This window comes from Mucilaginibacter sp., from assembly GCF_964263795.1.
Taxonomy (GTDB): Bacteria; Bacteroidota; Bacteroidia; order Sphingobacteriales; family Sphingobacteriaceae; genus Mucilaginibacter.
In genome coordinates this window covers 15,343-37,281 of sequence record NZ_CAXVWK010000072.1, presented here as the reverse complement: position 1 = coordinate 37,281, position 21,939 = coordinate 15,343, and the positions used below count along the sequence as shown (strand labels likewise).

Annotated in this window: 21 protein-coding genes; 7 read left to right on the top strand and 14 right to left on the bottom strand. The window is 44.3% G+C overall.

The genetic code is table 11. The features are described 5' to 3' along the window. Position 1 precedes the first annotated feature (1 nt). Positions 2-304, bottom strand: coding sequence for a DUF4286 family protein (locus ACE5CV_RS12630; RefSeq protein WP_374950534.1), 303 nt, complete (start codon positions 302-304; stop codon positions 2-4). A gap of 93 nt (positions 305-397) precedes the next feature. Here ACE5CV_RS12630 and ACE5CV_RS12625 point away from each other — a divergent pair, with 93 nt between their 5' ends. Beyond that, positions 398-850, top strand: coding sequence for a DUF1569 domain-containing protein (locus ACE5CV_RS12625; RefSeq protein ID WP_374950533.1), 453 nt, complete (start codon positions 398-400; stop codon positions 848-850). Here the strand turns inward: ACE5CV_RS12625 and ACE5CV_RS12620 are convergent, their stop codons facing one another. Further along, entirely contained in the window at positions 851-2,659 is a 1,809-nt protein-coding gene (locus ACE5CV_RS12620) for a tetratricopeptide repeat protein (RefSeq protein ID WP_374950532.1), read from the bottom strand. A 124-nt stretch (positions 2,660-2,783) separates the two neighbouring features. Here ACE5CV_RS12620 and ACE5CV_RS12615 point away from each other — a divergent pair, with 124 nt between their 5' ends. Genes ACE5CV_RS12615 through ACE5CV_RS12605 form a run of 3 tightly spaced genes read left to right on the top strand, consistent with a single transcriptional unit; the run spans position 2,784 to position 7,065 of the window. Continuing rightward, entirely contained in the window at positions 2,784-4,679 is a 1,896-nt protein-coding gene (locus ACE5CV_RS12615; protein ID WP_374950531.1) for a prolyl oligopeptidase family serine peptidase, read from the top strand. 5 nt (positions 4,680-4,684) lie between these two features. Beyond that, positions 4,685-6,334, top strand: a complete 1,650-nt coding sequence (locus tag ACE5CV_RS12610) for a sensor histidine kinase (RefSeq protein ID WP_374950530.1) — start codon at positions 4,685-4,687, stop codon at positions 6,332-6,334. A 44-nt stretch (positions 6,335-6,378) separates the two neighbouring features. Continuing rightward, positions 6,379-7,065, top strand: a complete 687-nt coding sequence (locus tag ACE5CV_RS12605; protein WP_374950529.1) for a response regulator transcription factor — start codon at positions 6,379-6,381, stop codon at positions 7,063-7,065. Here the strand turns inward: ACE5CV_RS12605 and ACE5CV_RS12600 are convergent. The 12 genes from ACE5CV_RS12600 to hemW form a co-directional block, all read right to left on the bottom strand. After that, a complete protein-coding gene (locus ACE5CV_RS12600; protein WP_374950528.1) occupies positions 7,062-7,460 on the bottom strand; it encodes a putative toxin-antitoxin system toxin component, PIN family in 399 nt (132 codons plus the stop codon). The two genes, ACE5CV_RS12605 and ACE5CV_RS12600, sit on opposite strands and share 4 nt — an antisense overlap. A gap of 2 nt (positions 7,461-7,462) precedes the next feature. Continuing rightward, on the bottom strand, positions 7,463-7,657 hold the full coding sequence (locus ACE5CV_RS12595; RefSeq protein WP_374950527.1) for a hypothetical protein: 195 nt from the start codon (positions 7,655-7,657) through the stop codon (positions 7,463-7,465). Between the two features lie 24 nt (positions 7,658-7,681). Then, a complete protein-coding gene (locus ACE5CV_RS12590) occupies positions 7,682-8,299 on the bottom strand; it encodes a class I SAM-dependent methyltransferase (protein WP_374950526.1) in 618 nt (205 codons plus the stop codon). Continuing rightward, positions 8,296-9,177 (bottom strand): hypothetical protein, encoded by an 882-nt coding sequence (locus tag ACE5CV_RS12585; protein WP_374950525.1) that lies wholly within the window; start codon positions 9,175-9,177, stop codon positions 8,296-8,298. Before ACE5CV_RS12585 ends, ACE5CV_RS12590 begins: the two co-directional genes overlap by 4 nt. Before the next feature lie 34 nt (positions 9,178-9,211). Next, a complete protein-coding gene (locus ACE5CV_RS12580; RefSeq protein WP_374950524.1) occupies positions 9,212-10,492 on the bottom strand; it encodes a metallophosphoesterase in 1,281 nt (426 codons plus the stop codon). A gap of 30 nt (positions 10,493-10,522) precedes the next feature. Further along, positions 10,523-12,025 carry a sigma 54-interacting transcriptional regulator gene (locus ACE5CV_RS12575; RefSeq protein WP_374950523.1) on the bottom strand — a complete coding sequence of 501 codons (1,503 nt, stop codon included), beginning with the start codon at positions 12,023-12,025 and terminating at the stop codon, positions 10,523-10,525. Between the two features lie 106 nt (positions 12,026-12,131). After that, positions 12,132-13,232: a VWA domain-containing protein gene (locus ACE5CV_RS12570; RefSeq protein WP_374950522.1), complete on the bottom strand. Its 1,101-nt coding sequence runs from the start codon at positions 13,230-13,232 to the stop codon at positions 12,132-12,134. 125 nt (positions 13,233-13,357) lie between these two features. Continuing rightward, the gene (locus tag ACE5CV_RS12565) at positions 13,358-14,248 is read right to left on the bottom strand and encodes a carbohydrate kinase (RefSeq protein WP_374950521.1); all 891 of its coding nucleotides are present in this window, start codon (positions 14,246-14,248) and stop codon (positions 13,358-13,360) included. 169 nt (positions 14,249-14,417) lie between these two features. Further along, the gene (locus ACE5CV_RS12560; protein WP_374950520.1) at positions 14,418-15,299 is read right to left on the bottom strand and encodes a cupin-like domain-containing protein; all 882 of its coding nucleotides are present in this window, start codon (positions 15,297-15,299) and stop codon (positions 14,418-14,420) included. Between the two features lie 123 nt (positions 15,300-15,422). Beyond that, a complete protein-coding gene (locus tag ACE5CV_RS12555; protein ID WP_374950519.1) occupies positions 15,423-16,304 on the bottom strand; it encodes a cupin-like domain-containing protein in 882 nt (293 codons plus the stop codon). A 194-nt stretch (positions 16,305-16,498) separates the two neighbouring features. Then, positions 16,499-17,047 (bottom strand): fasciclin domain-containing protein, encoded by a 549-nt coding sequence (locus ACE5CV_RS12550; RefSeq protein ID WP_374950518.1) that lies wholly within the window; start codon positions 17,045-17,047, stop codon positions 16,499-16,501. A 133-nt stretch (positions 17,048-17,180) separates the two neighbouring features. Further along, positions 17,181-18,302: a radical SAM family heme chaperone HemW gene (gene hemW, locus ACE5CV_RS12545; protein ID WP_374950517.1), complete on the bottom strand. Its 1,122-nt coding sequence runs from the start codon at positions 18,300-18,302 to the stop codon at positions 17,181-17,183. Between the two features lie 191 nt (positions 18,303-18,493). Between hemW and ACE5CV_RS12540 the strand changes: the two genes are divergently transcribed. From ACE5CV_RS12540 to ACE5CV_RS12530, 3 genes are all read left to right on the top strand, one after another. Then, positions 18,494-18,940 (top strand): DUF1569 domain-containing protein, encoded by a 447-nt coding sequence (locus tag ACE5CV_RS12540; RefSeq protein ID WP_374950516.1) that lies wholly within the window; start codon positions 18,494-18,496, stop codon positions 18,938-18,940. A 91-nt stretch (positions 18,941-19,031) separates the two neighbouring features. Then, entirely contained in the window at positions 19,032-20,873 is a 1,842-nt protein-coding gene (locus ACE5CV_RS12535; protein ID WP_374950515.1) for an alkaline phosphatase, read from the top strand. Positions 20,874-20,934: 61 nt separating this feature from the next. Next, positions 20,935-21,927, top strand: a complete 993-nt coding sequence (locus ACE5CV_RS12530; RefSeq protein WP_374950514.1) for a DUF4271 domain-containing protein — start codon at positions 20,935-20,937, stop codon at positions 21,925-21,927. The last annotated feature ends 12 nt before the right edge of the window (positions 21,928-21,939 follow it).

Here is a 21,939-nt window from a genome sequence, read left to right as displayed (position 1 = left end):
ATTAGCTAACTTTTTTCATTAACGTGTTAAACATAACAAAGCGCTCGTTAAAACGCTCCTGGTGCTGGCTTTGAAAATCAAAAAGATGCTGTGTATAGTAATCATTAAAGGACTCCAGCGAATCTGCGTTGTACTGCACGCAGTAGGTAACCCCCTCGTTAGGCGAATCAATAATGCTTAATATCTGGTAAGAGGTAAAGCAGCCGGTGGCCATAATAGCCGGGATCTGGACATTTTTCATCCAGGTTAGCCATTCCTGCTCAACGCTATCTTCCAGTATATAGGTATCGTTATAAATGATCATGCGGCAAAAGTACAATTTTGATTTGATTGCCGGGGCGCACAAATTAATTCGCATCTTTATGCTAACCAACTACAAGCATAACATTATTATTCAATGGACCAGCTGATTGCCACCCAAAACCGCGCCCGATTAAAGGAAATACTGTCTGCACTGCGTAACGATACCGTACCTGTTTGGGGCCGGATGACGCCTCAGCAAATGATTGAGCACCTGATAGACCAGGTGGAATTTACCAGCGGCAAAAAGTTATACATTTATGATGGTCCTGCCGATGAAGCAGCCATCCAAAAGCATAAATGGATTTACACCGATGCGCAGATACCCCGCAACCTGGTACTGGCTCCGCTTCCTGATGTTTGTACTTACCCTGATCTGCAAAGCGCCATAAATAAATTGTTAAATGAACTGGAAGATTTTGACAGTTTTTTTGCCGAAGCCGGCACCATGTCTGACCACGGCGCTTATGGCGCTATGGATTATAACGAATGGGTTATTTGGCACAGCAAGCATTTCCGGCACCACTTTATGCAGTTTGGGTTGCTTTAATTAACTGGCGTCGTTTTTATCGCCCCGCAATACCCTGAATCTTTTGCGCGCCACATTTAGCCAAAGGCTGGCGGGATAATCGGTTATGATCTTTTGGTAGTAAGTCCTGGCGAGGTTGGTATCGTTCAGTTTAGTTTCGTAGATATCGCCCAGCATATAAACGGCATCATCGGCCCAAAGATCGTAAGAGTGATCAACAGCAATTTGTTTAAGCAGAACAACGGCCGCAGGATAATCTTTTTGCTGGATAGCAATTCGGGCCTTTGCCATTAAAATATCGGCAACTAAGGGATTTCCCGGGTATTTTTTATCGATACTATCCAGGGTGATAAGAGCCTTTTCGTTTTGCCCGGCAAATATCAGCAGATCGGCCCGGGCGTAGATCTTCAAAGCACTTGCGGTACTGTCTACAGCCAGGTTATCAGAAATGAGCAGGGATAAGTTAAGTGCATCGTTAGCAATAAGCTGCGTTGTGGCAGCCTTTAAGATATCTAACTGGCGGCGCGCCCAGTTAAAATCGCCGGTATAATAGGCCAGTTTAGCGTTGCGTAATAATGCATCCTGCCCTATGGCGGTCGCAGGGTTGCTTTTTTCAACCTGGCTGTAAAGCAGCGTAGCATCCCAGGGTTGGCCGTTTAAAAGACTGATGTCGGCCAGGTCAAGTTTGCAAGATGCCAGCAGGTTTGGTCGTACGTTGGGAATCGCTACCGCGGCTTCTAACATGGTTTGTGCTTCTTTTAGCTTATGCAGTTTGAAAGCTTGCAAATTAGCCAGTTTTTGCATGGCAAAAACAGTACTTTGGTTGCGGCCAAACTCATCAAGCAGCGCGAGGTAATCGCGTTCCAGTGTCAGCAGGTCGGGCTGGGTATATTTACCAGATGTAACCTTTGAATTTTCGGTATTGATAAGCTCAATTTTTGCTGACACATAATAGGGGTTATCCTTGCCTTTGCTAACTATATACTCATACCCGCGGATGGCAGCGTCAAAGGCTTCGTTAGACACCAGGGTACGGCACAGGTCAAATACATTGGCACCATCATTATTTTGGCGACGGCTTAAAGCCAGTGCCTGGTTAAGTGCCTGGTCAAACTCTTTTTGCTGCAGGTATTGCCAGGTAAGCATATCAACAAATACGATCTGCTGCGGGTCTTTCTGAATGCGCTTTAGCAGGGCCATTTTCAGCATATCATAATCTTGTGGGCCCTCATACAGGGTAGCCAGCATATTTTCGGCCTGGCTTAGGTAAACCGGGTTAGCGGGTAAGAAATTTAAATACTCTTCTGTAAGCGCAATTTTATCGCGTTTATAGCGGTAAAGGTTAATCAATTCAAAAGAAAACAGCGCGTCGTTATTTAATATCTTACGCCCCTGCATAAATATCCGGATAGCATAATCGGCATTAGCGTTCTGGTAAAACTGTGATGCCAGGAGGGTAATCTCGTTCTGGTCAGGCTTTAGGTTTTTGATCAGTTCGGTATATAACGCATCTGCTTTGCCATCATTACCTTGCTGGCTGTATATCGCGCCCAGCGACACTACATATTCGCTTACTCCCGCGTGCTTGCGGATCATCTTTTTAGTGGCGGCTTCCGCTTCATCATACTTTTTAAGCGTTAGCAGTGCGCTGGTGTATTGCTGGTAATAGGTTTCGTTATCCTGTTTGTACAGCTTCTGCAGAATGTCAAGCGCCTTTTGTGTTTCGCCATTTTGGGTGTACTGGCGGGCAAGGGCGAGTTCGTTATCCTGTGCAAAACCCGGCATTGCCGACAGAAAAATTAACACTATTACAGCATACAAACACCTCATTCTTTTTATATATTTAGCAAGCCACCAAATGTATTTATATAACGTATTAACAGGGTAAAATTGTAGTGACATTTACACGCCGGTTAATAAAAATACCTAATTTGACCTGATTATCATTTGAGCTATGTTCCTTACAGATCGTTTAAGATCGGTTTTACTTGTATGCGTTATCGCCCTGCTAAGTGCTTGTCAGCAAAACAGCGTAAGGCAAATCCCTGTAATTGATTTTTTTAAAACGCCGGAAAAAAGCTTTTTTAAGATCTCGCCCGATGGTAAGTATATTTCATACCTAAAGCCTTATAAAGATAAGCAAAATATATACATCCAATCGCTGCCTGATGGTGCCGAGAAGATGGCAACTTCATTTGCAGATTACTCGGTGCGCGATTACTCCTGGACTTATAACAACCAGCTGGTTTTTTCGCAGGATATCATTGCCGATGATGTGTACAAGCTATATGCGCTTGACGTAGCTACTAATAAGCTCAAAAACCTGTTGAGCCTGCCCAAGGTACGGATCCGCATCATTAACCGCGACCGCCTGCAGCCGGATGTGGTAACCATTGCCATGAACCGGCGTGATCCGGGTAATTTTGACGTTTTTAGGCTAAACGTTAAAACCGGCGATCTTAAACCTTACATCATCAACCCCGGCAACGTAACTAAGTGGTATCCCGAGCCTGATGGCAGCATCCGGCTGGCTAAAGTAAGCGACGGGGTGAATGAAACCATTCTTTACCGTACAAACGATAAAGCGCAGTTTAGGCCCATCATCAAAAACAACTTTAAAGACCGGGTAGAGCCGGTTGCCTTTAGCGGCGACAAGAACTATTTTTATGCCTTATCTAACGTAAATCGCGACAAAACTGCCGTAGTAGAAATTAACGCCGACAATGCCAAACAAGAAAAAGTGATTTACGCCAGTGATAAGGCGGATATTTTAGATGTGGCTTACTCGCGTAACAAACACCGGCTAGAGCTTGCCGCCTATGAGGAAGCCAAACCCCAAAAGCATTTTTTGAACGCCGATGTCGAGAAGATGTATAAAAGCTTATCGGCAAAACTTAAAGGTAACGAAATGGATATTGTTGACCGTGACAGCGCGGAAGACAAATTTATTATTAGTACCTATACCGATAAAAACCCCGGATCCTATTACCTGTATGAACGTAATGGAGATAAACTAACCAAGCTCGCTGATAAAAACCCCGAAATCGGCGCTGCCGAATTGTGTGATATGGAACCGGTATCGTTTAAGGCAAGCGATGGCATGACGATCAACGGGTACCTGACTATCCCTAAGGGAAAAGAAAAAAATAACCTGCCGGTAGTGGTAGTGCCGCATGACGGGATCTGGAACCGTAACTCGTGGAATTACGATGCTGAGGTGCAATTCTTAGCAAACCGTGGTTATGCGGTATTCCAGGTAAACTATCGTGGCTCAGCCGGCTATGGCAAGGCTTTTCGCAATGCCGGCTTTAAGCAGGTAGGCGGCAAAATACAAAGCGACATTAATGAGGGTGTGCAGTGGCTCATCCATAATAAAATTGCCAACCCTAAAAAGATAGCCATTTTTGGTGGCGGGTTTGGCGGGTTCTCGGCGTTGTACGGGGTGTCGTTTCATCCGGGTATGTACAATTGCGCAATCGTTAAGTACGGCCTTATTAACTTCTTTACTTATCTGAAGGATGCACCGCCATCATTCAAGCCATTTTTACAAATGACCTACGAAATGGTAGGCAACCCCGAAACTGATGCCGAACAGTTGCGTGCTATATCGCCGGTTTTCCATACGGACAAGATCAAAAGCCCGCTGTTGATCTTCCAGGGAGCAAAGGACCCACGGGCTAACATCAGCGAACTAAACCAGTTTGTGCGCGAACTGAAAAAACGGGGCGTACCTGTTATTTATCGACTTAAGGAAAACGAACGTGCCTTTTTCAAAAGCGAACATAACCGGATGGAGATGTATGCCGAGATAGAAAAATTCCTGGATGCCAACATGCAGGTTAAACGCTAGGCCGTATGCAGGGCCCCGAAAACATATACCGCAAAAACTTTACGCTGATAACCGCCTTCCTGGTGCTGATAACCGTAAGCCTGGTAGTAGCAGTAATTATATCGTACAAGCTTACCGCCAAATATGTAGAGAACGAATTTGCTTCTAAAAAAATTGAAGTATGGGAGCAAACTACTAAACCTTATAACGATTTTTTTCAGCTGCAGATCCCTCAGATCACCTCTTACCAGGGGTTCCTGGATTCTGCCTCGGCGGCCAGTTATTCTGCCACTGTCTTTAAAACTTATCCGTTCGTTCGCCGTGTGCTTTTTTACGATATCAAGATTGGCAACAACGTAAAAGACCTGAAACTTAATAACAATAGTAATATTGGCATAAAGGCTATTTATCGGTATAAGTCGAAACGCGGTCGGGTATCGGGCCTTAAAGATATCCCCTCCGTTTACGAAGACGATTTTAAGGAAATGGCCGCGCGTTTAAATAATTTTGTTGCCGTGGCAGATACCGCCCGGCTCCCTACGCAGGATGAGATCTTTAAAACGTTTTATGACGTTAAGCCAGATAAGATCACCTATCTTAATATCCCCCGCCGCGAGGATATTAAAAACTACAGGGCGCTGTTTAAAAACAAAAAATCAACCGCGTTTTACTATCAAAATATGATGACTTTTTTGCTGGATGTGCACCAGCTAAAAGTTAACAACTCGCACCCCGAGTTGTACGAGCAGGTAACTATACAACCCATTGTGTACGATCCGTTAGAGGTAGAGGGTGGGCGTATTTTTACAGAAGTTGCGCTGCCCGGGGCATTCTCTAACTTTAAACTGTATTTCAGTTCGGCAAGCAGTCATTTAAAAAAAGAGATAGATAAGCGTTTTTTACCTATAGGGGGAATTGTGCTGCTCATTTATTTTTTCCTGGTGCTTATCAGTTGGTTAATTTACCGCAACCTTAACGTTAACCTTAAAGTGTTTAAGCTGCAGTACGATTTTATCAACAACTTTACGCACGAATTTAAAACGCCGGTCAGCGTTATAAAAATTGCCGGATCGAATTTGAAAGGTGATGCTGAACTAAGCGAGCGCCAGCGCCGCCATTATGGCAAAATATTGGATGAAGAAGCCGATAAGCTAAACGACCTGATGAACAAGCTGCTATCTTTCACCCAGCTGGAGAACCGTTCGATCAGTGTTAAGCGCCAGGAGATAGACCTTGAAAATTTTGTAAAAGGCTATATAGATACTTTTAAAATAAAGTATGGTGATTTTAAGATGAGCTATACGTTAGATAACGTGCGCAACTTTTACAGCGACCCTGTGCTGCTGGGCAGCGTGTTTCAAAACCTGATGGAGAATGCCTACAAATATTCGCACCCGGGAAAAAAAGAGCTGGCAATAAGCATCAGGCAGGAAAAGCATAAGCTTGTTTTTGCCTTCGCTGACAAAGGCATCGGTATGGCCAAAGCCGAGCAGGGGGATGTATTTAAGAAGTTTTACCGGATAGAAAATCAGTATAACCAAAATGGCAGCGTGGGGCTGGGCCTTGCTTTTTGTAAAGAATTGGTTAATGTAATGGGCGGCGACATTATTGTGCATAGCCGGGTGAACGAAGGATCGACCTTTGTTGTTACGCTGCCGTTAGAAAATGTTAAATAGAAATGATACTTTAGTAATCGGTAATACGCTTAAAGACACCAAAGATGAATAAGGAAATTAAAATAGCGCTGGTTGAAGATGATGAGAACCTTAGGTTTTTAGTTGCCGAGCGTTTGCAAACCGAAGGATATAAAGTGCTGGAAAGTGGCAACGGTGAAGAAGCCGAAAGTATGATCATTACCGAGGAGCCGGATATTGTTCTGTTAGACTGGATGTTGCCCGGCAAGCAGGGATCAGAAGTTTGTGCCAGCCTGCGCGATAAAGGATTTGACAAGCTGGTAATTATGATGACTGCCAAAGCGCAGGATATTGATAAGATCAGCGCCTATAACTTTGGGGTGTCCGATTATATTACCAAGCCGTTTAATATGGATGTGCTGGTAGCGATGATAGATAGCAAGATCAAATTTTCGCTGAATAACGAAAAAGCGGAATCGCATAAATTTGGTAATATGGAGCATTTGCCAAACACGCACTTACTGATACGCGATGGCCGCAAAACGGAGCTTACCATATTAGAGAACCGTATATTACTTTACTTTTTGAAGAACAAGAACAAGGTAATTAATCGCGAGGAGCTGATGATGGAAGTTTGGGGTTACAATGCAGATGTAAATACCCGCACCCTGGATATGCATATTGTGCGTTTGCGTAAAAAGATAGAAAACAACCCGGATTCGCCAACGTACCTGCAAACAGTAAGGGGCATTGGGTACAAATTTGTTTATTAGGCGATTAATAATCTAAAATCAGCTAGCGAAATAATGTTCGTTTGTTCGTACTTTTCTTCTGCAAGTAAGAGTTTGTCGCCGGTTATAAAGTAGTTTGCCTTCGATTTTTTGCATAGCGCAAAAAGATAGTTGTCTTTTTTATCACTTACTACTTCAGGAATATCTGTTAATTGAACCCAGGTTGTGGTAATTCTAATTAATTGCAAAATATCATTAATTGTAAGTGTTGAAAGATAGCGCGATAGTTTTGGCCGGTTAAATACATCTAACAATTCAATTAAAAGTTGGTCACATGATGCTATTGTAATGCCTTTTTGATGTACCCTTGGTATTAAATCAATTTGTTGGTTTATGGCAAGCGATATGTAAATGTTGCAGTCAAAAACAATTGTCATTTTTATTTGCCGACACGGTGAGCGCGCACTTCTTCAACAATTTCGTCCATGGTTATTTCCGGACCGGGTTTCACGGAACTATTAATTTTCAAAGCCAGATCCAAAGCACTGCTCTCGATCTTAACACCAAGTTCCTTTAGCAAGGATTTAATCAATTTTGATTTTTTTTCGGGAACGTGTATTGTCAATGTTTCCATAATCAAATATAACTAAATCAAAATTTATTTCCTATAACATCTCGTCACTACAAAATCACCATAAAATGTTTGCTTGCCGGTTGTAACGTAGTCATTAAGTTGAAATTGTTTGTCCGCATCAGGTAAGCGCCAGCTTTCTACACCGCAAAGCACTTTAAAAAAAAGCAGCATGCTTTTAAGCAGCACATGTTGCCACCATTTCCCGCTGATCTGAAAATCGGTATTCAGCCAAATGCCGCCGGGTTTAAGTTGCTGATGTATATGATCAAATAACGGCGGTACATTCGCCTCTGTGAAATTATCGAACAGGAAAGGGGTAATTACCACATCCTGGGCGCTTAAACTAACATCCTGAACCGGCTGATTAATAAACACAACATGATTTCCGGCAACATTCCGCTTGCGTGACAGATCAGTCATCCGGGCAGATATTTCAACATACGTAATGCTTAGTCCGAAGGGGTGCACCCTGGCGATCTCTTCCAGGATCCAGCCTGTGCCACCGCCAACAATTAGTACGGATGAATTGGCAGGAATAAGTGGTAAAAAGTGAACCGGGGCATTGATCAGCGCCCGGCCAAATATTAGTCGCGAGAGGCGGTCATAAAAGGGGGCCGAGTTATCGTAATTGCCGCGCATCATTTAAATAAGTAACCTACGGCAATCAACACCACATATTGTAATACCAGCACACCATCCAGGAAAAAAAAATAATAGTATTCATTCTTTTCCCATTTTGATTTAAAAATGAGCCAGCCCATCAGCGCCGCGGTGATAGACAGCGCAAAAAAATCGGTATTGAAACCGTTATTACGGAACAGGAACAGCAATGCGACGTATCCCGCCAGTAAAACCTGGCAAAACAGGTAAGCATTTTTTTCGCCCCAGGATACGGCTATGGTTTTAAGCCCGTATTGCCTGTCCTGAAACAGGTCCCGGATATCAAACGGAACGGTTAACGCACCGATCAGTAAAAATCGTTTAGCCACCAGTATGGCCATATCTCGGGTCGATACGTCAGCAAGGTGCAGGTGCTGGGCCTCTATGATAGGGAGTAATACGCAGCTAAGCGTCCATACCAGCGTTATTAAAAAAGGTTTCAGGCCGGGGATATTGCGCAGGCCGAACTTTTGCTCGCCCACAGTAAATAGCGGCAGGCTATAACAAAAGGATAGTATAGACAAAAAAACCAGCAGGATGCGTGATTCCATTGAAAGTAAAAAAAACAGCGGGATAAGCGATAGCAGCGATACGATAGTAAACGTAACCATAAGCCGGTAGTGCGTAAAAAACCACCGTACCCGCCGGTAAGGCGACCGCTCCGGGTGTTTGGGTTTACTTAAAAGTATGCTGAAATTGTAAATGCCCAGGGTAGAGGTAAAAAGCAAACCCGTTACTGTGTAAACGGGTTTGGCATCTATCAAATGAAAAGTGACCATTGCCTGCGCCACCGCGCATAACGCCATGAATATATTGCTGAATAGCAGAAAATCAAACGCAGACCGGAATAGTTTTTTCATCTGATGGTTGGATGATCCGCCTGGTTGTTGTACATCAGGCTTTATTTAAGACAGGATCAGTGGCGGCTTTTAACGTAAAAATAGTGATCTCGGGCAATATTCCAACACGCCCCTGCAGGCCTGCAAAGCCAAAACCTACGTTTACATAAATTTGCTGTTGTCCCTCGCGGTAAAGGCCTGCCCACTCCGGGTAAACATATTTAATTGGGCTCCACTGAAAATCGTCAGTGCGGATACCAAACTGCATACCATGAGTGTGGCCGGCGAATACCATGTCGATATCTTTGTACTTAGGTAACACCTCGGCACGCCAATGTGAGGGATCGTGCGAGAGCAGTAGTTTGACAGGCAGGTCATTCGTTCCAATAACAGCTTTTTCCATTTTGCCATATTTAGGGAAACGGCTCATTTCTCCCCAGTTACCAATGCCCAGTAAGCCGATCTCTTCCCCATCCACTTTAAGGCGGCGGTGCTGATCTATCAAAACGTCCCAACCCATGTTTTTGTGAGTTTGGATAATGTCGGCGTTGTTTTTTGTCTTGGCTGCGGCCGATGGCCACTTGCCGTAGTCGCCGTAATCGTGGTTGCCTAAAACAGAATAAACGCCAAGCGGTGCTTTTACTTTGCTGAAGATATCCTGGTAATCCTTCATCTCCCAGGCGGCACCGTTTACCAGGTCGCCGGTAAAAAAGATCACGTCGGCTCGTTCTTTCATCAGCATTTCGACACCGCCGCGCACGGCTATACTTTTATGGAAACTACCCGAGTGAATGTCAGAGATCTGGCCGATAGTCATCCCGTTGAACGCTTTGGGCAGGTTGGGCAAATAAAGCGTTTGATGCCGAACACGGTAATCGTACAAACCACCCGGCATCCCTATCCTGATGGCACCTAAAGGGATAGCGCCTGCCAACAAACCGGCTTTCATCAAAAATTCCGAGCGGGGGATGGCATCCGGTTTATTTTGTTGAACCGGGGGTGCTGTTGCTGGCTGCTTATATTTGCGAAGCAGATGTAATATGCCCCGGCGGATGTCGTCTATGAACATCACCAGTAAAAAGCAGATCTTAAAGATAAACTGAAGCGCAAACCCAAATAAAAATGCTGTGCGGATACCTGCACCCAGGGGCGAGTAAATACCAAGCAACAAAAAGGTGATAAAAAAAATGGCGCTTAGCCAGTAGCCGGTTACAAACCAGTTTTTATGACTAAACGCCTTTTTTTTAAAAGCGGCGCGAACGCCTTTTAATATGTAGAAATCGCCAAGTAGGAGGACGGCTATTATTAGGATAGTATAAAGGGTGTTTCCCTGCATTCGCTGTATTATCTTACGGCAAATATAAGCTTAGTAACGGTCGTCATCAAGGTCAACGTCGTCATCATCCGGTTCCAGGTTAAACAAACTGTTAAACATATCTGAAAAAGCAAAGCCGTTATCCAGGAAACCTTTATTCAGTTGCGAGAACTCCGCCAGGCCGTGCAAAATAAATTCCATCAGCAGCAGCTGCTGGTTTTCGCTCAGACGAGGGTGGAACTTTTTAACCAGGTCTTTTAATCCCGGTACGGCGTTTAATAGTTTCTTATATTCAACCAATGGCAGGTCGTCAACCAGCGACAAACTGTTGCCATCGCTAAACCAATTGATGATGCTTGCATATGGGTTTGGTGCTTTTGCTTTTTTTGCTTTCTCCGGATCAGGGAAAAACTGCAACAGCAGCGTTTTAATAGCTTTGCCGATAAGAATGTTAGCCACCTTGCCAGGCCCTTCCAGCTCGCCCTCGTAAACCAGCTCAATTTTACCGGTAATGGCAGGTATAACGCCCAAAAAGTCGGATATACGTACAAATGTATTTTCCTCGCCGTTAATAATCATACGGCGCTCGGCGTTACTGATCAGGTTTTCGTAAGCAGATATGGTTAAACGTGCCGATACGCCCGATTTCTTGTCGATATATTCGGATGCACGCGCCTCAAATGCAATCTGCTCTACAAGGTCTTTTACCAGGCCGTCAGCCTCAATATTGGTGCGTTGATCCTGGGTTAGCAAAGCTTCCTGTTGGGTGATCTTACGGGAGATCTCTACCGAGCGTGGATAATGCGTTAATATCTGACTTTCAATACGGTCTTTTAATGGCGTAACGATAGAACCACGGTTGGTATAATCTTCGGGGTTGGCGGTAAATACAAACTGAAGGTCTAAAGGCAAACGCAGTTTAAACCCACGAATCTGGATATCGCGTTCTTGCAAAATGTTGAACAACGATACCTGGATACGCGCCTGCAAATCGGGCAGTTCGTTAATTACAAAAATACCTCTGTGCGCGCGTGGTATTAATCCAAAGTGGATCACCCGCTCATCAGAATAAGTAAGTTTCATGGTGGCTGCCTTAATGGGGTCAACATCACCTATCAAATCGGCAACGGTAACATCAGGAGTAGCCAGCTTTTCGGTATAACGCTCGCTTCGGTGCACCCATGCAATCGGGGTATCGTCGCCCTGCTCTTCGATGCGTTTATGGCCAAACCAACTGATAGGAGCCAAAGGGTCATCGAACAATTCCGATCCTTCTATGTAAGGCATATACTCATCCAGCAGGTTTACCAGCAAGCGGGCAATACGTGTTTTTGCCTGGCCGCGTAAACCCAGCAGCAAAATATTATGGCGCGACAGGATAGCCGTTTGCAGATCAGGGATAACCGTATCCTCAAAGCCTACAATGCCTTCAAATCCGCCTTCTTTTTTTTGAAGTTGAGTGATGAGGTTGGCCCTTAATTCGTCCTTAACCGAGCGGCTTACATAGCCTGTTTTTTTTAACTCGCCAAGGGTTTTTATATTTTTTGTATCCATTTTGATTTTTTGTCCGGAAGTCGGTAAGGCGAAAGTCCGGAAGAGTTATAAATTTAAGTAAGGAAGATGAGCGTTTTTTCCGACTTACGGACTTCCAACATCCAACTTACCTCACATTTTTCCTTCTGTTGCGGGCGTAGTCTTCAAAAATATACTCGCCCAAATTGTTCAATGAACTATAAAAGGCCTTGCCGCCGTTGGTTTCAGTGAATTTACGCACAAACTGCTGCAAGTAGGGGTCTTTAGCTATCATGAATGTGGTGATAGGGATTTTTAACCGTTTACATTGCGCTGCCATATTAAGCGTTTTATTAACCACTTTGCGGTCAAGCCCGATGCTGTTCTTGTAATACCGGGTTCCTTCTTTAAGGCAGGTTGGTTTACCATCGGTAATCATAAAGATCTGTTTATTGCTTGTTTTGCGTCGGCGCAGCATATCGGTAGCCAATTCTAACCCAGCATAGGTATTAGTGTGGTACGGGCCTACCTGCAGGTAAGGCAAATCTTTTAAATTGATGGGCCAGGCATCGTTACCAAATACCACAATATCCAAAGTGTCTTTAGGATACTTGGTGCGGATCAGTTCGGCAAGTGCCATAGCTACCTTTTTGGCTGGCGTTATCCGGTCTTCGCCGTAAAGGATCATCGAGTGCGATATGTCTATCATCAGCACGGTTGAGGTTAGGGTTTTATAATCCATTTCCTCTACCTCCAGGTCGCGCTCTGTCATCATGAAATCGTTGCCGATGCCATGGTTAACCTGTGCATTCTGGATAGATTGTGTCATATCTATCTGGTCCAGGCTATCGCCAAACTCAAACTCCCGGCGCTCGGCATTCTTTTCATCGCCCTGCCCGCTTTGCGGCGAGCGGTGGTTACCCTTTCCCGACTTTTTAAGCTTGCCGAAGATCTCCTCCAAAGCCGATGTGCGGATGCTTTGCTCTGTTTTAGCGGTAATGCTCATCTCGCCGCTTTGGTTATCCTCGTTCAGATAGCCCTTTTGTTTTAACTCGTCGATAAAATCACCCATGCCGTACTCGTCATTGGTGATGTTGTATTGTTTATCCAATTCGTTAAGCCATGACAAAGCCTCACCGGCATCGCCGGCAGTGTAATTCAGTAACTCCAGGAATAATTTTAGTAATTCTTCAAACCCGCCTTTGGGGATCTGATTGGGTTTAAACTGTGAAAATCCAAAACCGCGCATGTTGTACCCTTTCTTGTTTTAAAGTAACGGATTATTTAGATCAAAAGTTTGAAAAAGGAAGTTTTTAGGCCAATTGTTAATTAAGCATGACAATGGACGCGAAAATGGAAGCAGTAGACTAAAAGTTACTTAACAGTAACGCTCTTTTTAATATTGTCTATTTCGTCCTGCACGTAAACGGGGTTGGCGCCACGCTTGGTAGTAACGTATGCACCAATTGCACAGGCGTTGTCTAATATGCGCTGCATCGGCTTGTTAGCAACTATGCCGGCAATAAAACTTGCCAGAAAGGCGTCGCCGGCACCCACGGTGTCTTCTACATCAACACAAAATCCAGGGTGCTCAAAAAACTCATAATCGTGCCAGATGATGGCGCCCTTTTCGCCGCGCGTTACGCAGATGGTTTTGGTATGGTACTTTGTACGGAATTCGGTGATCATTTCACGGATATCACCAGTGCTGCCGCCAACCAGCAGGTTAGCCTCTTCTTCGTTCATTTTGATCACGCTGGCACGGGCGGCCAAACTTTCAATAGTGGCCAGGGTGTAGTGCGGCGGGCGCAGGTTAACATCGAAGATCTTAACAGCGTCGGTTTCATCGAGCAAGTTAAGCAACGTGTCGTGAGTGACCTTATCGCGGCAAGCCAGGCTGCCAAACACTATCGAAGATGCGTCTTTAGCGGCTTCCACCAAATCTTTATCCGGCTGGATGTTGTCCCATGAGGTGCGCTCGGGGAAAACGTAAGTGGCCTGTCCCTGGGCATCCAGCTTTACCTTAACTTCGCAGGTAGGCAGTTTCTCATCTACCTGGATCAGGTTGCTGTATAAACCGTTATCTTTTAAAAAACCGGTAAGTTCATGGCCGGGTTCATCGGCACCAACACGGCTTGCAAACTTAACATTAACATGTTGTTGCACCAGGTGCCTTGCTACATTCATTGGGGCGCCACCGGCTTTTTTATCGTTGCCAATAACATCCCATAAAACTTCGCCGAAACATAAAACCTGCTTTTTCATAAATGAGGACCGGTAAAACGCCGTAAAGCTAAAAAGGATTTGCGGTAATCCGTGTTAAATTTACAATAAGTGACTTTATTTATTTTTAACAGGTTGTTAATACGGATTTAACGTTGCGAAGGTTGTGCATGAGAAAATTTACTTACTTTCTGAAACAGTGAAGAAGATGTTAATACGGTTTACCTGCGGCCAGTTCTTTATTGGCCCATTTAACGGCCAGCTTCTCGCGATATTCGGCGTAGCTTTGCTTAAATGCCATTTTTAACAAACTATCTACCCCGCCCTTTACAGCAAGATTATACAAACTTGCTGCTTTGCGGCTGATGGATGCATCCCAGGCACGTAAACTTAGCGAGTACGAGCCGTCTATATACTTCATCCAGTGCCAGTATCCGGTCGGCATAAAAAGCGTATCGCCATGCTCCAGGAAAACCTCGGTACCTTCTACACCATCCAGTGCAGGGAACTTTGTAATATCGGGGTTTTGTACGTCATAATCTTCCAGCGCGTAGGTTGCGTTAGGTATGCAGTATAAACGGCGCTTCCACTTGTTCTCAAATAATATAACATGCTTGCGGCCCCCAAAATGGGTATGGAAAATGTGCGGCAGGTCAATATCATAGTGTAAGAACGTAACCGAGTTGCTGCCACCAAAAAACATCGAAGGCATACTTTCAATAAACCCGCCCATCAGGTCCTTAGGGAATATTATATCGTCCAGCAGTTGGGGCGCCTGTTTAAAAATGTTGAAGAAAAAGATTCGCAGCTCGGTAGGGGTGCTGCGGATAAGATCAATATATTCATCAAATGGCATTTCTGCTGCCGATGAATTGATGGGTTTGGATGGATCTGCTTTTGAATTGTCGTAAAGAGGTACTACTTTATTCCCAACAATTTCTTTAAGATACTCGGGCGTCCATTTTTCACGGGCTGGCCAGCTTTTGGTCATGCCTTTAATCACCAGCGGCCGGCGCGGTTTTAAATAATGCTTGTTAAAATCCTGAGGCGTGATATTCTCAACAGTATCAATAGGGTGGAGGTTGAAACTCATGTTTTAACAGATCGGTTTAAAAATAAAATGGTTACACTTAGGTAACCATTTGCCCGATTTTAAGCAAAATAACGGAATTAAAATGCGATATCTGTTAAGTGCGCATTAATATTACGTAAAGCGTTATAGCGGCTGGCCGGCGGCAAGTGCTTTATCAGCACGTTTAACAGCCAACTTTTCTTTCCAATCCATATAACCGGCCCGGAAATTCTTTTTCATGATATCATCAAACTTGCGCTGTATGGTAAGGTTGTACAGGCTTTTTGCCTTAACACTCCATGATTTGTCCCAGGCACGTAACGATATGGAGAATGACCCATCAAGGTATTTCATCCAGTGCCAGTAACCGGTAGGCATAAACAAGGTTTCGCCATGCTCCAAAACAGTTTCCTGCCCGTGGATGCCGTCCAGCGCCGGGAACTTTTTAAAGTCCGGGTTTTCGATGTCGTAATCTTCTAAAGCGTAGGTAGCAAAGGGGATTTTATATAACCGCTCACTCCACTTGTTCTCAAACAAAATGATGTGCTTGCGGCCGTTAAAATGTGTGTGAAATATGTGCGCCAGGTCGATATCGTAATGCAGAAAGGTGACAGAACCTTGCCCGCCGAAAAACATATTGGGATATTTATCTAAAAAACCGCCCATCAGGTCTGTCGGAGAGCGGTAATCGTTCAGCAGTTTAGGTGCATGTTTTATTGGGTCGAACAGGAAAATGCGCAGATCTGTAGGGCCTTTTTGTATCAGGTCGATGTAATCTCCAAACTTCATCTCCGCAGCAGAAGCATTGATCGGTTTAGACGGATCTGCTTTAGAGCTATCGTAAAGCGGCACCATCTGGTCGCCAACAATTTCCTTCAGGTAATCAAAGGTCCATTTTTGCAACGCCGGCCAGGTGTCGGTAGCTTTGCTGATCACCAGCGGTTTACGTGGCTTTAAATAGTTATTGATAAAATCCTCGCGGGTAATGTGGTCAACTCTATCAATAGGGGTTAATGATAAACTCATGCGGTAAAACTGTTTACGTCAAATTAACGCGAAATTAACTATTTACGTTGTTTGTTTATATCCAATATCTTTTTCTGAAAAAGGTTTGACAATAATAAGCCCGGATGAGACGAAGCATCCGGGCTTATTTGCATTTACTAAATTACGTTAGCCGTTGATAGTAGTATAACTACAAAAGCTACCAGCAATGATATTTAGTTAGGCATTAATACCGTATTAACCACGTGTATAACACCATTACTTTGGTTAACATCGGCAATGGTAACCCATGATTTGCCGCCTTTTTCATCAACCAGGTAAACTTTTTTACCCTGTGCCATAGCAGTTAAAATGCCGCCGCTCACGGTGTTTAATTCGGCTTTGCCGCCACCTGCTTTAATTTTAGCCATCAGGTCGGCAGCGCTTAGCTTGCCAGATACCACGTGGTAAGTTAAAATTTTGGTAAGTGCAGCTTTATTTTCCGGTTTTAATAAGCTGGCTAACGCATCCTTAGGCACTTTGTTAAAAGCTTCGTTAGTTGGAGCAAACACGGTAAACGGTCCTGCCGACTTTAAAGTTTCAACCAGTCCGGCAGCTTTAACAGCAGCAACAAGGGTAGTGTGGTCCTTAGAGTTTACAGCATTGTCAACAATGTCTTTTGTTGGATACATAGCAGCGCCGCCAACCATTTTGGTTTGCGCGTAAGTTGTTGGGGCAATTGCAATAGTTGCTAAAGCAATGGCCGCGATAATTAATTTTTTCATAGGTAGATGTAAAATGTTTTTGTTTTTATTGTATGGAGAGATACGCTCTAAACATTGCCGCGGTTTTATTAGTCGGCTACAATCCAACAACTAAATGCTATCTGAAGTGTTTTAGCGAGAGGCGATTTACTAACTAAAAAAACAGTGCGGAAGCGATGTTATCGGCATAAAGCTTACCAGAGGGCGAAAGGACCACAACACCTTCCTGCAAAATAAGGCTGCCATCTTCAAAATGTTGCCTTGCTGATTTTAGTAACTGGGTTGACGAGCCGCCAGCAATCCTATCTAATTTATCCAGGTCGATGCCCCATTTAGTGCGTAGGGATGTCATTATATATTCGTTCAGACGGTTTTCCTGGGTTAGCACCTCTGTTTCTGCCGGAACCGTTTCTTCTGTTATTGCTTTGATATACTTTGCATTATTAGCTATGTTCCATTGCCTTGTATCTCCATTAAAAGAATGTGCAGACGGTCCGATACCCAGGTATTTTACTCCTTTCCAATAGTTAGAGTTATGCCATGAGTAGTGACCAGGCTTGCAAAAGTTCGAGATCTCATACTGGTCAAAGCCAGCTGTTCCCATTGCATCGAGCATCGCAATAAATTGTGCGGCGCTTTGTTCCTCACTCATGGGTGGTTGTTTGTGCTTGCTGATAAATGTGGCAAGAGCGGTCAGCGGCTCAACCGTCATAGAGTATGCCGATATGTGGGGTATGCCCAGCCCAAAAACCGTATCTAAATTGTGTTTCCACTTTGCGTCCGTAAGTAAGGGGTAACCGTAGATCAGGTCGACGGTGATGTTCTCAAAACCAATATCCTGAGCCCGTTTAACCGATGCCTCAGCCTCGCTGCTGCGGTGCACGCGGTTCATCCAAAACAGGTCTTCGTCAAAAAACGACTGGATGCCGATACTGAAGCGGTTAACCGGGGTTTGCCGCAAGGCTTTTAATTTGGAGTGATCTAAGTCATCCGGATTAGCTTCAAGCGTTATTTCGGCATCTGCCGCTACGGTATGCAGTTCGGTAATGGTGTTTATCAATAACTGGATCTCATCTGCCGACAGTACAGACGGTGTTCCCCCACCAAAATATATCGTTTCGATGGTTTCATTATTCAAATAGCGCCTTTGCAGGGTAAGTTCTTTTACCAGCGCCCGTACCATTTCATCCTTATACTTTGGAGATGTGCTGAAGTGGAAATCGCAATAATGGCAGGCTTGCTTACAAAAGGGGATATGAAGATAGATGCCGGCCATGTGCTTGAAATTTGAAGCCGCAAATATACGCTATACGCTTCTGCATGGTGCCCGCCTGCTGAAGTTTTCCAAAAATGGATTTGATAAGATATAAACCTGGCGCATTTGCCCCTTTAAGTTGTCGTAATAACGACTGAAAACCGGATGGTAATTAAGCTAATTTTGATCATCTGATAAATTAAAGCCCTATTATGAAAACTATTTTTGATGCCAACACCCGGAACGAACTGATTGCGCGCATCGGGTCATTAAACGAAACCAATACTGCCCAATGGGGTAAAATGAATGTTTACCAAATGGCTAAACATTGCAGGCTTTGGGAAGAAATGATTGCCGGGCAGCTAATTAGCAAGCGTGTTTTTATCGGCCGCATATTTGGTAAGATGGCATTGAAAAGCTTTTTAAACGACGATAATCCGATACGCCGAAATTCGCCCACTACACCGGAGTTGCAAATAAAAGATACACATGCCGACCTTGCTGCTGAGAAAGCAAAATGGATAGCCCTGATAGAACGGTACGCAAATTACTTTAACCCGGGGTTTGTCCATCCGTTTTTTGGAAGGATGACAGATGAGCAAATTGGCCGAATGGCGTACAAACATACCGACCATCATCTGCGCCAGTTCAACGCTTAACTTTCGCGATTGGTTTTTCGATCTTAAGGACTTAACACACGCTTTAAGTTATATTAAACTTCAAAGGGTTAGTTTTGAAAAAATTAACCGGATGATAAAGATTTTAAGCAGGGCAGCAATACTGGCGCTTTTAGTTGCAGGTAACGGCTTCGCATTTTCGCAAACAAAGCCCTATAGCGTTGCTGATGCCCATTCGCATAACGACTATAAAAACAATATTCCCTTTTTTCGGGCTTACGAAAAAGGTTTCGGTTCTATTGAGGCAGACGTTTACGCTGTTGACGGGCAACTGATGGTTGCCCATGCAACCAGGGAAATAGTCGCTTCGAGATCATTCAAAAAACTTTACATAGAGCCGCTTACTCAAAAATTGGCGGCCGATCAGCAACGCAGGCTAAGGCTACTCATAGAGATCAAAAATGATTACAGGGCGGTATTGCCGCTGGTGATGAGCGAATTAAAGCCGCTGGAACAATATTTTGATTATGCCGGCCGTCCCGGCAGGCTGTCGATAGTAATGACAGGGGCAGTGCCTCCCCCGGCTGTAATGCCTAACTACCCGGCTTGGATGTCATTTGATGTCAACAGTATTAACGGTTATACCGATTCGCAACTAACAAAGATAGGCCTGGTGAGTATGCCATTCACCAAGTATGTGCGCTGGAATGGCAAGGGCGTTTTACCGGTAGCCGACTTCTTAAAAATTAAGGCAGGTATAGATAGTGTGCACAAAGCCGGAAAATCGATTCGTTTTTATGAAACACCAGATACAAAAAGCAGCTGGCTTGCGCTGATGCGTTTAGGCGTAGATGTTATCGGTACAGATAAAATAGAAGAGCTTGGCGATTTCTTAAATCATAAAAAAGCATATGAGTATGTGGCAAATGCGTCCTACCCAATTTATCAGCCTACTTATAAAACAGATGGTGCGGTTAAAACAGTAAAAAACATTATTTTGTGTATAGGCGATGGAATGGGGCTTGCCCAAATATACGCCACTTACACGGCCAATAGAGGGCAGCTTAATATTTTTCAGATGTTAAACATCGGCTTTTCGGTAACCAATGCTGCGGATACTTACATTACGGATTCTGCGGCGGGTGCCACTGCATTTTCATCCGGCCAAAAAACCAATAACCGGGCAATTGGTGTGCTGCCTAACGGTAAGCCGCTTAAATCTTTAGCGGTATACAGTGCGGAGGCGGGTAAGAAAACTGCTGATATCGCTGTTTGCGACCTGGCAGATGCTACACCAGCCGCTTTTTACGCGCATCAAAGCGAGCGTAGCAAATTCACTGATATTGCGAATGATATTGTAAAATCGCCTGTTGATATTTTTTTGGGAAGCGGTTATGCCAACTTTACACAACCTACTGCAAACGGCCCATCACCGGTGGATCAGATGACCCAAAGGGGCTATACCGTTATCCGCAAGTTTGATGATTTTCTAAATTCCAAAGCCCCGAAGATCCTTGCGTTAATGGACGACAGCGTCACACGGCCTAAAGTTTCCGGCAGGGGTAACTATCTGCCACTGGCGTTTAATAAAGTGGTAAACACATTTAAAAATCATTCGCAAGGATTTTTTATGATGGCAGAAGGGTCGCAGGTGGATTACGGCGGACACAATAATAACCTGGCGCAGGTGGTAACTGAGAATGGTGACTTTGACCGTATGGTAGGAGATGCAATGCGCTTTGCCGATCAGGACGGCGAAACGCTGGTGATCGTAACTGCCGACCATGAAACCGGCGGCCTTACTTTGCTGGACGGTAACATTAGCAACGGGTACGTATCCGGCGATTTTAGCACGAACGACCATACCGGCACGCCGGTGCCCGTGTTTGCTTACGGCCCGCACTCGTTAGACTTTAGGGGCGTTTACAGTAACACCGCCATATTTGATAAATTGCTTAAACTCATCAAAAAATAAATGCGAATGATTAACCGCTATAAAAGTAGCGGTTTAAGTTTAATAAGGTAAATTTGCAGCGATGCGCCGGTTGATTTATCTCTGCCTTATTATTTTTACCCAATGTGGTGCTGTTTACGCCCAGCAACAAGACTCGACGGAAGTAGTTGCAGACACCGTTCCGGCGAGGGCGCGCCACCGCGGTCCATTGCCATTTTTAGATTCTGTTGCACATGCAACTGTGCTAAGGCAGCAGTTCGTGTCAGATTCGCTGGCTAAGGTATATATCGTTGCCCCTGATCCGTTGCGCAGCAATATGTTTGTCGATAGCATTTTAAAGGCCGGGGCTTACAAAGGCAACCAGTACCTTAATCTATCTTCATCCCGGTCAAAAAGTGTACAGGGTTACGGTCATAGCCGCCCCTCGCGCGACCCCTGGGTAATAGCCATAATCATTCTTTTGTTATTGTTTACTGCAGCTATCAATATAGCGGCCAGTAAGGATATGAGTAACATTTTTCAGTCCTTTTATGGCCGTCGCAGTATATCCCTGGCAGGTAAAGAAGATAGCCCAATCAACGCCTGGACGTTCATCGGTTTATTCCTGCTGTTCGGGTTCACGTTCGGTATATTCCTGTACCTGCTTACAGCCGGGTTTTACAAAGTTTATTACACCATCAGTGGTTTCCAGCTGTTCTTTACCCTATCGGTGGTTATCATTATGCTTTTTGCCACTAAGTTTTTGGTGCTTAAGTTTTTAGGCTTTGTGTTTGACATTAACAAGCTGGTAAGTGAATATATCAACACCTTATCGTTAACTTATTTTAATATATCGTTTGTATTGTTGCCCGTGGCGCTGTGTTTCAGCCTCATTGCAGATAAGTTTATTCCTTATTTACTGTTAGTTACGCTGCTTTTGGTAGTAGTGATTTTTGTATGGCAATATCTGCGCAGCAGCGTTGGTATTATTTCAAATTTCCGATTTCACAAATTTTATTTATTTGTGTATCTTTGTGCCCTCGAAATTTGCCCAATTTTGATACTGATTAAGGCACTTAATATTGGTTTTAGGTAGGACACACGTATA